This window comes from Novosphingobium sp. SG754 (genome assembly GCF_013149315.1).
Classification (GTDB): domain Bacteria; phylum Pseudomonadota; class Alphaproteobacteria; order Sphingomonadales; family Sphingomonadaceae; genus Novosphingobium; species Novosphingobium capsulatum.
Genome location: NZ_JABGCC010000003.1, coordinates 466,575 through 479,688, shown reverse-complemented (window position 1 = coordinate 479,688; position 13,114 = coordinate 466,575). Strand labels below are relative to the sequence as shown.

Genomic DNA, 13,114 nt, shown 5'->3' with positions numbered 1-13,114 from the left:
ATCCCTGGTGGTGCAGCGCCGGCGCCTTTTTGCAAAGACACAGGTTTTGATGATCCGCTCCGGGCTTCTTGGTCGCGCCATCCTGGCATCCAGCTCTCCACGCCTGCACGAGGAAGAGGCCCGCGCCCTGGGGCTGGACCTGACCTACGAGCTGTTCGATTTCACCCAGCGTGGCCTTGCCGATGCCGACCTTGCCGGCGTGGTCGACAGCCTCAAGCGCCAAGGCTTTGCCGGCTTCAACGTGACCTATCCGTTCAAGCAGGCGATCATGCCGCTGATGGATGAACTCGCGCCCAGTGCCCAAGCGGCCGGCGCGGTCAACACCGTGGCGATCCGCGATGGCCGGCTGATCGGCCACAACACCGATATGCCCGGCTTTCGCGACAGCCTGCTGGCCGGGCTGCCCGGCGCGGCACTCGGCCATGTCATCCAGTTGGGCGCAGGCGGTGCGGGTTCGGCCGTGGCCAACGCGCTGCTTTCGCTTGGCGTGGCGCGGCTGGAACTGGTCGATCCCGATGCCGCACGCGCCGGCGCTCTCGCCACTGACTTGGCGGCACGCTATCCCAGCGCCCGCGTGCTGGTCACGCCGCTGGCCGATCTCGATACCGCGCCGGCCGATGGCATAGTCAACGCCACGCCGATCGGCATGGCCGCCAAGCCCGGCACGCCGATCCCGGCCGAGGCCATCGCCGCACACCACTGGTTGGCCGATATCATCTATTTCCCGCTGGAAACCGAGCTGCTTCGGGTCGCACGAAGCAAGGGCTGCCGCGCCATCAACGGCATCGGCATGGTCGTGGGCCAGGCCGCGCTGGCGCTTGGCATCATCACCGGCCACACGCCCGATGCCGAACGGATGAAGCAAAGCCTGGCCTGATCGGCCGGCTCAGCCGGCGGCGCGCGCCACCGCGTTGATCAGCTGTTCGGTGGCAAAGGGCTTGCGCAGCACTTGCACATCCGGGCCGGCGACGGCCTCGATCGCGGCTAGATCGGCAAAGCCGCTCATGAACACCACGCGCAGGGCGGGGTGGTGGCGGGCGAGCTTGGCCGCCAGTTCCGCCCCGGTCATCCCCGGCATGGCGAAATCGATCGCGGCCACTTCGGGCAGCGCCTCTCCGGCCTGTTGCGCGCGTTCCAGCAGGGCCAGGGCCGCCGGACCATCGGCCGCCACGTCAACCACATGGCCGTGATCAGCCAGCGCCGCCGCCAGCGCACGGCGCAGATCGGGATCATCGTCAACCAGCAAGACGCGCGCCAGGCGGGTGCCGGGGCCGGCGGGCGCGGCCGGCGTATCATCATCCTGTGCGGCGCTGGCCGTGCGCGGCAGGAACAGGCGCACCGTGGTGCCCTGGCCCGGCGCGCTGTCGATCCGCACCGCGCCGCCAATCTGGCGCATGCTGCCATAGATCTGTGCCAGGCCCAGGCCGGTGCCCTTGCCCACCGGCTTGGTGGTAAAGAACGGCTCCATCGCGCGGCGCAGGGTTTCCTCGTCCATCCCCGCGCCGGTATCGGCCACTTCGACCATGACATAGCGACCATCGGCAAGATCGGCCGCGCCCTGCGCCAGATAGGGATGCAGCGCGATGGTCAGCGCGCCGCCCGCCGGCATGGCATCGCGGCCGTTAACCGCCAGGTTGAGCACCGCCATTTCCAGCTGCGTGGGATCGGCCAGCACCGCCCAGCCCTCGCCAGCCGGATCGGCCAGATGGCAATCCAGGGTGATCAGCGGGCCCAGCGTGCGCATCAGCATTGGGCGCAGGCGCTCGATCACTAGCGCCGGATCGAGCGCCTGGGTGGCCAGGCGCTGCGTGCGGGAAAAGGCCAGCAGCTGCGCAATCAGGTTGGCCGCACGCTGCGCTGCCTGGCGCCCTTCGCCGGCCAGACGCTCCACCCGCGCGGCATCGCCGCTGCGCCGGGCGATGAGATCGAACGAAGCCAGGATCGCGCCCAGCACGTTGTTGAAATCGTGCGAGAGGCCGGCGACGAGCTGGCCCATCGCCTCCATCTTCTGGCTTTGCACCAGGGCTTCCTGCGCGGCGCGCAATTCGCTGGTGCGCGCTTCCACCCGTGCCTCCAGCGTGGCGTTCAACTCGCGCAGCTGTTCGGCGATCGCTGCCCGCTCGCTCACCAGGCGGGTGCGCTCGGCGATCTCCTCCATGAAGGCAACGTCATCGGGATGCCAATCGCGCGTCGTCCGGCTGTTGAGATAGACGATCGTGCGCAGCCGCCCTTCGCGCAGGAATGGCACGACCAGGATGGCGCGGGTATCGACCGTGCGCGCGGTTTCCAGGCTGCGCGCGTCGACCCGCGGATCGGCGGCGAACAGATCGCCCACCACCACCGTCTCTCCCCGGTTGAGCGCGGCCACGATGCGGGCGCCGAAATCGGCCGCCGGCATGCGCCCCAGCAGCGGCGGGGCCGTGCCATCGGTCCAGCAGATATCGTAATCGAACACGTCCTCTTCGGCCAGCAGTTGGCCAAAGCCGGTGCGGCTCACCCCGAAATGCTCGCCCATCAGCGCGGCAATCTCGTCCAGCGCGGCGGTGGTATCGTAATCGCGCAAGACATCGGCGATCTTGAGCCGCAGCGCAATGCGCGCCTCGCGCCGGGCGATCTTGTGAAACACCCGCTCCAGCCAGGCTGCGCCCAGCGCGATGGCCAGAATCAGCAGCGTGATCGTGGCGATCAGCACGGCCAGAAACGTTTGGCCGATGCCGCTGGTGACCATGTGCGCGTGCGCCGCGCTGTCCATGGTGATCACAGCAGCATGCATGCCGGCATAGTGCATTCCGGCAATCGCCAGGCCCATCAGCCCCGCCGCGCCCAGACGCATCCCCAGTGCCTGGTCCCGAGCGGCAAACCACAGCGCCGCCGTGGCCGCACCGATCGCGATCAGCACCGAAATGCCCACCCACAGCCGGTCATAATGCATGGTGCCGGGCATGCGCATCGCCGCCATGCCCACGTAATGCATCGCGACAACGCCCAGACCCATCAATAGCCCGGCAGAGGCGATGCGCCGGGATGACAGGCCGGTGCGGCCCAGCGCGGCAAAGCCCGCGCCGGTAAAGCCGATGGCGATGGCCAGCGACAGCAGCGTCAGCCCCAGGTCATAGCCCATCGCCATGCCCGGCACGCGAAATGCCAGCATGGCCACGAAATGCATCGACCAGATGCCGCCACCCAGCGCGATCGAGGCCGCTGCCAGCCACACCCGGCGCGCCCAACCCTGGCCCACGCGCACCCGGCCCGCCAGGCTCAACGCCGTGAACGAGGCGAACACCGCGATCAGAATCGATAGAATGACCAGATTGGCCTCGTGCGTTCCGGTCGTGTTCATGGCCCCCCTGCTCCCACAGAACCACGACCCCGGCAATGGCCATCTAGGGACATGCCGCGGTGGCGGATCGGGGTGCGCAACGCACGGGGCAGGCTTTGGTGCCCGCAATCAATCTCGCGTGGTTGCGCGCGCCTTGAGCCGGGCATGGATCGCCACGGCCTCGTTGCGATCAGCCAGGGGCACAGGCCCTTGCGCCAGGGCATGGGATGGCGGCAAACGCAGGCCTTGCGCCGCGATGCCGCGCGCCAGCCCCAACCGCCGCGCCAGGGCGGCGCGCGGCGCGTCGTGGCCCTGCGCCAGGCGATCGTAATCGACAAAGCATTGGCGCGCCGCCACCGTGGCCGGCTGTTCCAGCAGATGGCGATAGACCCCGCACCAGGTGCGCAGCCAGAATACCAGCGTATCGGGATCGCCCGCAACCGGCGCACCGGTGGGCAGGCAGAACGGGCGCTGGTGCACGCCGAATTCGTGATGGCCCAGCCAGCGCATGTAATCGGCGCGAAAGCGGTCGCCCGCCGCCAGGGCGCAGGCGCGGCGGTGCTGGGCCAGCAGGCTGGCGGCCTGTTGCAGCGGATCACGAAACGGATGGACCAGCACCGCGCCGGGCAGCGGGGCCAGCGCGCCCACGCGCAGCACATTGGCGTTGTTCTTGGACAGGTAGCGCCCCTGCCCGCGTGCGAGGCAGACCAGCGCCATCATCTGCCCGAATGCAGCGAGCGTGGCGGCATCGGGCTGGTGCGCGCACAGCCCGCGATCGGTGTGGTAATCGGGCCCGCAGTGCAGGCGCCAGAACACCTCCTCGATCGCCTCTGCCGTATCGAGATCGTGTTCCAGCCCATCGCCATGGCCGCGCGGCGTGCGCGCCAGCCGGCGCCGATGGCGTGCCACCAGCCCGGCCCAGGTGTTGGGCGCCAGGGGAAACGGCATGTCGGCATAGCGCAGGCTGGCGAAGTGATCGGCCGCCTCCAGCCGCTGCATCAGCACGGTGGTGCCCGCCCGCGCGAGGCCCGCCACGAAGACCGGGGGGCGCAGCGTCAAGGCCGCCGCCGCCCGCCCGAACCGCGCGCGTTCCAGGTCAAAGCTAAGGTCCAGCGCGGCTCGGCTGCCCAGGGCCAGCCGATGCAGCAGCCGGTCAAGCCGGCGATAGGCGGGCGCGCCGGCCGGCGCCGCTGCGGGCAAGGGCAAATCGGACGAAGGCAAGACAGATCCCCGCAACAAGAATGGCCAGGCGCACCAGCGGATCAAGCAAGGCCGCAGTGGTCGGCACGCCCAGCTGCGGCCCCAGGCTCAGCGCCAGTGCCAGCGGCAGGGCGGCCAGGGCCAGTGCGCCCCCGGCCACGAGCGAACGGCCCATCAGGTGGATGGCCAGCAGCCGCGCGGCGCGTTCCTTCCAGCAGTCAGAAGCGCGGCGCCGCGCGAGGACACGCAGCGCACGCCGGCCCGCAAGGCCCAGCGCGGCAAAGCGGCGCAGCACGCCCCAGCGCCGCACCAGGTGCAGCGTGGCCAGCAGCGCGCCGGCCAGAACCAGCGCCGCGGCAATCACCGCCGGCCAGCTCCACCACCACGCGCGGCCTTGCGCGCCAGGCGGATCAGCCGCTTGACCGGATACCACACGAAGGCCAGCAGCCCGAGCAGGATCGCGCCCACCACGCCCAGCGCGGTGGAGGCCGCGCCCAGGCCCAGCCCCGGCCCGACATAGGCCTGCGCGGGATCGGCGGTGGCGGCCAGCAACAGGATCGCCGGCAACAGCAGGCGCGACGCGGGGGCGATCGGCAGAACGGTCATTCGCATCGGGCATTCTCCGCAGCTTGGATGCCGATCTTGTCGGCGACGGGATCGATGTAACGGGTCCAGCGCAGCTCGAACCGGTTGCGGTCCGCGTCGGCACTGATGAAGTTCCAGCGCACGGTGCCATCGGCGGCCAGGCGCACGACGCGGCCCAGTTCGGTCTCTTCCACCATGGTATCGCCACCGGGCAGCGGCGTGGCACGGCCCTGCGCGCGGGTGTGGATGTTCAAATCGCGAAAGGCGCGGGCCAGCGGTTCGCTCACCTGGTCGGTGGCGAAATCATAGACCAGCATGCGGTTGGTGCCGTCGGGTTCGGCCTGTTCGGGCTGGTCCCAGGCAAAGCGCCAGTGGTTGTCGAACACCGAGATGCGGTGATCATCGAGCACGCTAACATCGTGCTGAAACCGCCAGGGCAGGCCGCGGCTCCACACCACCTTGCCGGTGGACGGGCGATAGAGCAGCAACAGCGACAGGTTGCGCAGGCTGATCAGCAGATCGCCCGAGCGCCAATAGTGGCCATCGCCGGGCACCGGCTGAATATCGTTGAGGTGAATGGGATCATCCGAATAGGGGCGGCCGCGCCAGAGCTGGCCCATATTGTTGGCATCGAGCAGGTCGATCACGGCGGTGCGGCCGAGCACCTTGCCCGCAGCGGTCAGGTGCATCAGCCCTTCGTCGGCAAATTGCGGGCCAAGGCCGGGGCGCGTGGTGCGCGGCAGGCGGTAGGACGCCCATAGCGTGCCATCGGGCGCGCGTTCCAGCGAGTGGTGGAAAATGCCATCGATCATCCATTCCGGCCGGCCGCAGGCATCGATCCGCACCAGGGGCGATGTATCGTGCACGATCAGCCCGCCATCGGGCATCAGCATCGGATGCATCGCCATGAAGCGCTGGTTGGTCTTGTCTCGCGCCAGATCGATCAGCGCCGAGCGGAACGTGGAATGCGCCAGGATCGCGGCGATGTCCGGGGCATAGGTGCGCACCACGTGCCCATCGCGCAGCCGTAACAGCTGCACCACCCAGCGCCGGCGCGCGGTATCGAACACGGTCAGCAGGATATAGCCGGGATCGACAAAGCCGGGCCGGCGCCACAGGCCGCCGGGCAGCGGCTCATAGGGTTGGCCGATCGTGGGGTGATAGGGCAGCAAGGCGCCTACTGCGCGCCCGACGGTATCGGGAATGCTGGCCACCTGCACCGCCAGTTCGCCCAGCGCGCCATGGCGGCGCGGCGCCAGCAGCACGAACCCGAAGCCCAGCAGCACCAGCGCGCCCAGCGCCAGGGTCAACCCCAATGCCCACAACGGCACCGGGCGGCTCATCAGGCGCTCCCACCGCGATGGCGCCGGGGCGCGCGGTGATGGGGCAACAGGATCAACAGGCAGTGCAGGTATTTGGGGCAACGCCGGGCGGTTCATGGCCACGGCATCTAGCGCGCAGTTGTATCACCGCAATTTCGCCGGGCTACAGGCCTGCAATCTTTACTGACACAGTGAAACATCAACAGCGACGGGCACATCCAATAGGGATGAAATAGTATTTTGTATCAAGGCAATGCCGCAGAAGAAAGGCCATGCTGCAGCCCGTGGGACTGCGGCATGGCCATACAACTTGTTACAAAATTGCCGTCCGGCGTCAGGCCGGCAGGCTGACCGCGTTGATGATGTGCGCCTGGGTATATTCGAGCAGGCCGGCCTCGCCCAGTTCACCGCCCAGCCCCGATTGCTTGACACCGCGGAACGGGATGGCGGGGTCGATCGCCAGGTGCTGGTTGACCCACACCGTGCCGGTATCGATCCGCCGCGCCACGTCCATCGCGCGGGCCACGTCCTTGCCCCAGACGGTGCCACCCAGGCCGTAATCGCTGTCGTTGGCGCGGGCGATCACATCGTCCACGTCAGAGAACTTGAGCACCGGCAACACGGGGCCGAACTGTTCTTCGCGCACCAGCGGCGCATCGTCATCGAGATCGGCGACGATGGTCGGCGCGATGAAGTAGCCCGGCCGATCGAGCGGCGCGCCGCCGGCCAGCACGGTGCCGCGTTCGCGCGCATCGGCCAGCAGGGCGGAAACCTTGTCGAACTGCATCTTGTTCTGCACCGGGCCGATCGTCACGCCCTGGCGGGTGCCTTCGTCCACCACGGCGTCCTGCGCCAGGCGGGTGATCTCTTCCAGGAATTCGTCATAGACGGTTTCGTGCACATAGGCGCGCTTGATCGCCACGCAGACCTGCCCGGCATTGACCATGGCGCCCTGATAGACCTTTTCGGCGGCCAGCTTGGCCGGCATGTCATCCAGCACGATCGCGGCATCGTTGCCGCCCAGTTCCAGCGTCACGCGCTTCACGCCGCTCGCGGCCGAGGCCATGACCTTCTTGCCGGTCGCGGTCGATCCGGTGAAGGCAACCTTGGCCACGTCGGCATGGGTGGACAGCGCGCCGCCCAGATCGTTGACATCGGCAATCACGTTGACCACGCCCGGCGGCAGGATCTGGGCGATCACCTCGCCCAGCAGCAGCGTGGTGAGCGGGGTGGTCGGCGCAGGCTTGGCCACCATGGTATTGCCGGTGAGCAGGCACGGGCCCAGCTTGTTGGCCAGCAGCACCACCGGGAAATTCCACGGCGTGATCGCGGCACACACGCCCAGCGGGGTGCGGTGCTCGATCACCGTGTTGCCGCCCTCTTCGCGCAGCACCTTGTCGGTCACGCGCATGCCGGCAAAGGCCTTGAGCACGAAATAGGTGGCCATCATCTCGCCACGTGCCTGGTCCAGCGGCTTGCCCTGCTCGGCGGTCAAGAGCTGCGCGAAATCCTCCTGCCGGGCGTGCACCGCCTCGGCCAGCTGGTCGATCAGCGCGGCGCGATCATCCTGGCTGCGCGCCGCCCAGGCGGGAAACGCGCGCTTGGCGGCGGCGACCGCAGCATCGAGCTGGGCCATGTCAGCCCGTGGCGCCTGGGCCAGCACGGTTTCCGTCGCGGGGTTGATTACGTCAAACATGGCCGCGCCGGGCACCAGCTGGCCATCGATCAACAGGCTGAATTGCTTGTCCATAGGGGGATTTCCTTTGCCGTTGAGGCTATAGTGGGAAGCGCTCAGGGAATGCGCAAGATGGGCTTGACCACATGGCCGGCTTCGCCCTGAGCGATGGCATCGGCAATGTCGGCAAATGCGAAGAAGCGCACCAGGCGATCGAACGGAAAGCGCCCGGCGCGATAATGGGCCAGCAGTTCGGGGATGAACGTCTGCGGATCGGCGCCGCCTTCGACAACGCCGCGGATCACACGCCCGCCGCTCATCAGGAACGTCGCATCGGCGGCGATGTCACCCGGGCCATAGGCCCCTACCAGCGCCATCTGCCCGCGCGGGGCCAGCGCTGCCATCGCGGCGTTGACCACGTCGGGCCGGCCGGTGGTGTCGATCACGCAGTCGAACCCCTGCGCCAGGCCGGCGCTGCGGGCATGATCGGCCAGGCTACCGGCGCGCGCGTCAAAGCCATGGGTGGCGCCCAGTTCCTGCGCCAGGGCAATGCGCGCGGGGTTGATATCCACCGCCGCGACCACGCCCGCCCCGGCAATGCCGCAGGCCATGATCGCGGAAAGCCCGACCGCGCCGGTGCCGATCACCGCCACGCTGGCGCCGGGGCGCGGGCGCAGTTCGTTGAGCACGGCGCCAGCCCCGGTCTGGATGCCGCAGCCCAGCGGGCCGAGCAGGTCGAGCGGCAGATCGGCATCGACCTTTACCGCATTGCGCCCATGCACGATGGCATGGGTGGCAAACGACGATTGCCCGAACACGTGGCTGTGGATCACCGCGCCTTCGGGCGTTGCCAGCGCCGTGGTGCCATCGCTGCGGCTGCCGCCAAAGTTATAGGCAAACCAGTCGTGGCAATAGGCTGGGGCATGATCGTCGCACGAGGGGCAGTGGCCACACGAATCAAAGCTGAGCACGACATGATCGCCCGGTGCCAGCCCGGTCACCGCCGTACCGACCTGCTCGACCACGCCAGACCCTTCGTGCCCCAGCACCACCGGAAACGGCAGCGGCAGGTGCCCATCGCGCAGCACCATGTCGGTGTGGCACACCCCCACGCCCACCAGGCGCACCACCACCTCGTCTTCGCGCGGATCATCGAGCACGACCGGCTCGATCACCGGCGGCGCGCCGGGCTGGCGGAAAACAGCGGCATGGGCAGCAGTGGGCATGGGGGCGTATCCTTGCAGTGAAACGGCAATCACGGGGTACAAAAAGAAGCGCCGGACCGGGGGATTTTCGTGGAGGAAGCGGCCCGGCGCCAGTGGGTGGATCGATCAGAACTTGAAGCCGGCGCGCAGATACCATTCGCGCGGGCGGTTATAGCTGCCAAAGATCGCGCCGGCCGAAAGGTTGGTATTGCCGCTGACGAGATAGCGGGTGTCGGTCAGGTTGGTGCCACCCACGGTCAGCGACCAGCGATCGCCGGGCGTGTTGTAGGTGAGGCTGGCGTTGATCATGTCGTTCGTGGGCCGGCGCAGCAGCAGGGTGCGGGCAATGTCATTCCACACCGGCGTGGTGTGCGTCCAGTCGGCCAGCGCCACCACGTTGCCCCCGTTCGCCAGGTTGAATTGATAGCGCGGCGACAGGTTGATCTTCCAGTTGGCCGCCTTGGGCAGCGGCGCGCCCAGATAGATGCCCGCCTGGATGCCCGGGATCGTGCCGGCATTGACCAGCGCGGCGGGATCGATCTGGGTATAGTGCGCATCGATATAGCCGACAGAGCCATTGATGGTCAGGCCGGTAACCGGCGCCAGCACCATTTCGGCCTCGACCCCCTTGATCCGCGCGCGCCCGGCGTTGGCGATCGTGGGCGAGGTGCCGATCTGGATATTGAGCTGCACCCCTTCATAGTCGGTGGTGAAAGCGGCCAGGTTCAGCTGCAGCTTGCGATCGAGCAGGGTCGATTTCACCCCCACTTCCCAGGTCGTGGCCTTTTCCGGGCCAAAGCCGGGCGCCACATTGCCCTGCGGGTTGGTCAACCGCGTGGTCCAGCCGCCGGTCTTGTAGCCCTTGGACCACGAACCATAGACCATGACGCGCTCGGCGGGATAGAGCTGCACCCCGACCTTGGGCGAGAAGTTATTGAAGTTCTTGTGGTTTACCCCAGGGGCATAGACCTGCACGGGATTGGCCGGGTTGGGATAGCCGATGCCGTTCTGGCAAGAGACCGGCGCCAGCGGGAACGGCCCGTTCGGCGTGACATTGCCATTGGCATCGCTGCATCCGAACAGCTTGTAGTTGAAGCCGTTCAATTCCTGCTGGCCGCCTTCGAACTGCTTGGCTTCGTGCGTATAGCGGCCGCCCACGGTGATGCCCAGGATCTCTACCGGGCGATAATCGACCTGGCCAAAGAACGCATAGTTTTCGGTGTTGAAGCGGTTGGGGCCATCCACCTGCACCAGGCCTTCGTCAAACGTCACGTAATCGTGCAGGCTGCCCTTTTCCTTGAAGTAATAGCCGCCCAGCACATAGTTCAGCTTCTTGTCGAGCGCCTTGCCCAGGATCTGCACTTCCTGGCTGAACTGCCACTGGTTCTGCTGGAACGACAGCTCGAGGAACGAGAGCGGCGATCCATCGGCATCCAGCCCGGCGCGCCAGTGCGTGTTGCGATAGGCGGTGATGGACTTAATCGTCAGGTCATCGCTCACCTGCGCCTGCACCGTCGCGCCCAGGCCCCAGGTCGTCAGCTTGTTGAAGCTGGGCCCGGTGGCATAGCTGGTGTCGGGGTCTGCGGTGACGAAGCGGGAATCCCATGGCAGGCGATCGTTGGTGGGATCGCCATCCACGTTCACGCTGGCCAGCGGGGAAAGCCGGCGGCCGAACTGGGTGCCGCGCGCGCCGCACAGCGCCTGGGCATTGCGCGCGGCGATCTGCTGCGCGGTTGAGCCGATGCAGAAGTTGTAGAGACCGGAAAACAGGAAGCCGGTGTTGCCCGAGGCCGACAGCGCCGTGCCGGGCAGGTTGTCAGTGCCGGCAAATGGCCCGGGCAGGTTGAGCGCGGCCAGGAGCTTGCTCGCCTGCGAGGAACTGTCCTGCCGCGTCCAGTCGCCGGTGAGCGTGGCCGTGATCGCGCCGCCATTGTCCCACTTGAGCTTGCCGCGCAGCGAGGCGGTATTGTCGCCGCCTTCGCGGCTGGAGCTGGCATAATCGGCGTGGTTGAAGTTCAGGAACGTGTCGGAATTGCTCGCGCGCTGATCGGGATAGGGAATGCGCTTCAGGAACCCCTCGCGGTTGGTGACGGCAAAGGTCACCGACGAAAACAGCGAGGGCGCCAGCGGCACGTCCACCGTGCCGCGCACCTTGACGAGGTTGTAGCTGCCGGTGGTGGCGTCGATCGAACCCTTGAATTCCTTGCCCGGCTCGTGCGTGACGATCGAGATCGCGCCGCCGATGGTATTGCGCCCGAACAGCGTGCCCTGTGGGCCCTTGAGCACTTCCACGCGTTCCACGTCGGGTAGGTCCTGGTTGGCGCCCACGGTGCGCGCCAGATAGACGCCGTCGAGGTAGATGCCCACGCCCGGATCGATGTTGAACGCAAAGTCATCCGAACCGATGCCACGGATCGTGGCCGACAGTACGGCCGAAGAACCCGAAAACGGCGTGCCGCCATCGAGGTTGACGTTGGGCGCCAGGGCCGAGAGCGACGCCACGCTGGTCACCGCGCGCTCCTTGAGCGAAGAGGCGGTGAACGCGGAAATCGCGATCGGCACGTTCTGGACGTTCTGCGCGCGCTTTTGCGCGGTGACGACGATTTCCTGAATGCCCCCCTGCGGCGCGGCGGCCGCAGTATCAGCCGGCGACGCGGCATCCTGGGCATGGGCCAGGCCGGGCACGGTGGTGGCCACGGCCAGGGCCACCAGGCTCGATCGAGTGAAAACCTGCGGCATCCTGCACTCCCTTGCGATGTGTTATCGCCATGGGAGCTACCGCCCTGTCCCGCCGCCATCTTGGACGATCGCGCGAAAAGCATGGACAAAAACGACGAGGCAACGACCGCTGTTTTATACGGCGGCAGGCCGGATCAATGCATGGCGCGATAGCGGCGCGGGGTTTCGCCAAAGCGTTCCTGGAACCGCCGGCTGAAATAGGAACTGTCGGAAAAGCCGCAGTCGAACGCGATCTGGGTAATGCTGCGCTGGGGTTCCAGCGTCAGCTTCTGCGCGGCCAATGCCAGGCGGCGTTCATTGATATAGCCGCCCAGCGTCACGCCCTGGCCAGCGGCAGCGGCCTGCAAGCGGCGCAGCGACACGCCCATTTCCGCAGCGATCGTGGCCGGGGACAAGGTGTGATCGGCCAGCCGCGCCGCCACGATCGCCCGCGCGCGTTCCAGCAGGCCGTGGCGGCTGGGCTGCACCCTCGCCCCGCCCGGACGCAGGCTGGCGAGCAGCAGTGAGCAAAATACGCCGTCATAGCCGTCATCGGGCAAGCCCTGCGGGCTAGCCTCGCACTCACGCCACAGCGACAGCAGGAAATCGTGCAGCAGACGGGTCGACGGCGCCTCGCGCGGGATGCAGGTTGCCACGGCATCATCCACCCAGCCCGGCATATCGGCCAGCACCGCGCGGTCGAATTCGGCCACGATCAGTTCGTGATCGTTGCGCAGATCAAAGCGATAGACCTCTTCGCTGGCGCACAGCACCATGTCGCCGGCGCGCACGTCCATCTCGCGGCGGCGATGCACCACGCGCCCCTGCCCCGAACGGAACACGTGCAGCTTGAGCCGCGGGCCGCCGGCATGCCCGGCTTCCATCAGGCGCCGTTCCACCGAAACCGGCGTGGCGCGCGGGCGCGTCATGGTAATCCCGCCCATCTGCCAACGCGATACGGTCGCTTCGAAATGCGGGCTGAGCGGCTGGGTGGACAGGCCGGAATAGGTGCGCGCCATCAGGCTGCGCCAATAGCTCAGCTTGTCTGTCCCGGTCAGGCTGCGCGTCGAAAAATGCTCGATCATCTGCC

At 67.5% G+C, this 13,114-nt stretch carries 10 protein-coding genes; 1 reads left to right on the top strand and 9 read right to left on the bottom strand.

The genetic code is table 11. From position 1 onward, the window contains the following. The first annotated feature begins 49 nt into the window (after positions 1 to 49). On the top strand, positions 50 to 877 hold the full coding sequence (locus FHW97_RS10115) for a shikimate dehydrogenase (RefSeq protein WP_171798855.1): 828 nt from the start codon (positions 50 to 52) through the stop codon (positions 875 to 877). Positions 878 to 886: 9 nt separating this feature from the next. Here the strand turns inward: FHW97_RS10115 and FHW97_RS10110 are convergent, their stop codons facing one another. From FHW97_RS10110 to FHW97_RS10070, 9 genes are all read right to left on the bottom strand, one after another. Beyond that, the gene (locus FHW97_RS10110; RefSeq protein ID WP_171798854.1) at positions 887 to 3,340 is read right to left on the bottom strand and encodes an MHYT domain-containing protein; all 2,454 of its coding nucleotides are present in this window, start codon (positions 3,338 to 3,340) and stop codon (positions 887 to 889) included. A 108-nt stretch (positions 3,341 to 3,448) separates the two neighbouring features. Then, complete coding sequence (locus tag FHW97_RS10105; RefSeq protein WP_171798853.1) at positions 3,449 to 4,519, bottom strand: sulfotransferase; 1,071 nt, start codon at positions 4,517 to 4,519, stop codon at positions 3,449 to 3,451. Further along, entirely contained in the window at positions 4,473 to 4,883 is a 411-nt protein-coding gene (locus FHW97_RS10100) for a hypothetical protein (protein WP_062784014.1), read from the bottom strand. The genes FHW97_RS10105 and FHW97_RS10100 overlap by 47 nt, the downstream gene beginning before the upstream one ends. After that, positions 4,880 to 5,131, bottom strand: coding sequence for a hypothetical protein (locus FHW97_RS10095; RefSeq protein WP_211188998.1), 252 nt, complete (start codon positions 5,129 to 5,131; stop codon positions 4,880 to 4,882). Before FHW97_RS10095 ends, FHW97_RS10100 begins: the two co-directional genes overlap by 4 nt. After that, positions 5,122 to 6,447 (bottom strand): arylsulfotransferase family protein, encoded by a 1,326-nt coding sequence (locus FHW97_RS10090; protein WP_171798852.1) that lies wholly within the window; start codon positions 6,445 to 6,447, stop codon positions 5,122 to 5,124. Before FHW97_RS10090 ends, FHW97_RS10095 begins: the two co-directional genes overlap by 10 nt. Before the next feature lie 313 nt (positions 6,448 to 6,760). Continuing rightward, complete coding sequence (locus tag FHW97_RS10085; RefSeq protein ID WP_054131353.1) at positions 6,761 to 8,176, bottom strand: aldehyde dehydrogenase family protein; 1,416 nt, start codon at positions 8,174 to 8,176, stop codon at positions 6,761 to 6,763. Positions 8,177 to 8,217: 41 nt separating this feature from the next. Continuing rightward, positions 8,218 to 9,327 carry an NAD(P)-dependent alcohol dehydrogenase gene (locus FHW97_RS10080; protein ID WP_062784021.1) on the bottom strand — a complete coding sequence of 370 codons (1,110 nt, stop codon included), beginning with the start codon at positions 9,325 to 9,327 and terminating at the stop codon, positions 8,218 to 8,220. A gap of 105 nt (positions 9,328 to 9,432) precedes the next feature. Then, complete coding sequence (locus FHW97_RS10075; protein ID WP_171798851.1) at positions 9,433 to 12,045, bottom strand: TonB-dependent receptor; 2,613 nt, start codon at positions 12,043 to 12,045, stop codon at positions 9,433 to 9,435. 134 nt (positions 12,046 to 12,179) lie between these two features. Continuing rightward, positions 12,180 to 13,109: a helix-turn-helix domain-containing protein gene (locus FHW97_RS10070; RefSeq protein WP_022675173.1), complete on the bottom strand. Its 930-nt coding sequence runs from the start codon at positions 13,107 to 13,109 to the stop codon at positions 12,180 to 12,182. Between the last annotated feature and the right edge of the window lie 5 nt (positions 13,110 to 13,114).

What these genes read in the sequence shown, in the direction of transcription:
- FHW97_RS10115 (WP_171798855.1), top strand. Translation starts at nt 50, where the DNA reads ATGATCCGCTCCGGGCTTCTTGGTCGCGCCATCCTGGCATCCAGCTCT.
- FHW97_RS10110 (WP_171798854.1), bottom strand. Translation starts at nt 3,340, where the DNA reads ATGAACACGACCGGAACGCACGAGGCCAATCTGGTCATTCTATCGATT.
- FHW97_RS10095 (WP_211188998.1), bottom strand. Translation starts at nt 5,131, where the DNA reads ATGCGAATGACCGTTCTGCCGATCGCCCCCGCGTCGCGCCTGCTGTTG.
- FHW97_RS10090 (WP_171798852.1), bottom strand. Translation starts at nt 6,447, where the DNA reads ATGAGCCGCCCGGTGCCGTTGTGGGCATTGGGGTTGACCCTGGCGCTG.
- FHW97_RS10085 (WP_054131353.1), bottom strand. Translation starts at nt 8,176, where the DNA reads ATGGACAAGCAATTCAGCCTGTTGATCGATGGCCAGCTGGTGCCCGGC.
- FHW97_RS10080 (WP_062784021.1), bottom strand. Translation starts at nt 9,327, where the DNA reads ATGCCCACTGCTGCCCATGCCGCTGTTTTCCGCCAGCCCGGCGCGCCG.
- FHW97_RS10075 (WP_171798851.1), bottom strand. Translation starts at nt 12,045, where the DNA reads ATGCCGCAGGTTTTCACTCGATCGAGCCTGGTGGCCCTGGCCGTGGCC.
- FHW97_RS10070 (WP_022675173.1), bottom strand. Translation starts at nt 13,109, where the DNA reads ATGATCGAGCATTTTTCGACGCGCAGCCTGACCGGGACAGACAAGCTG.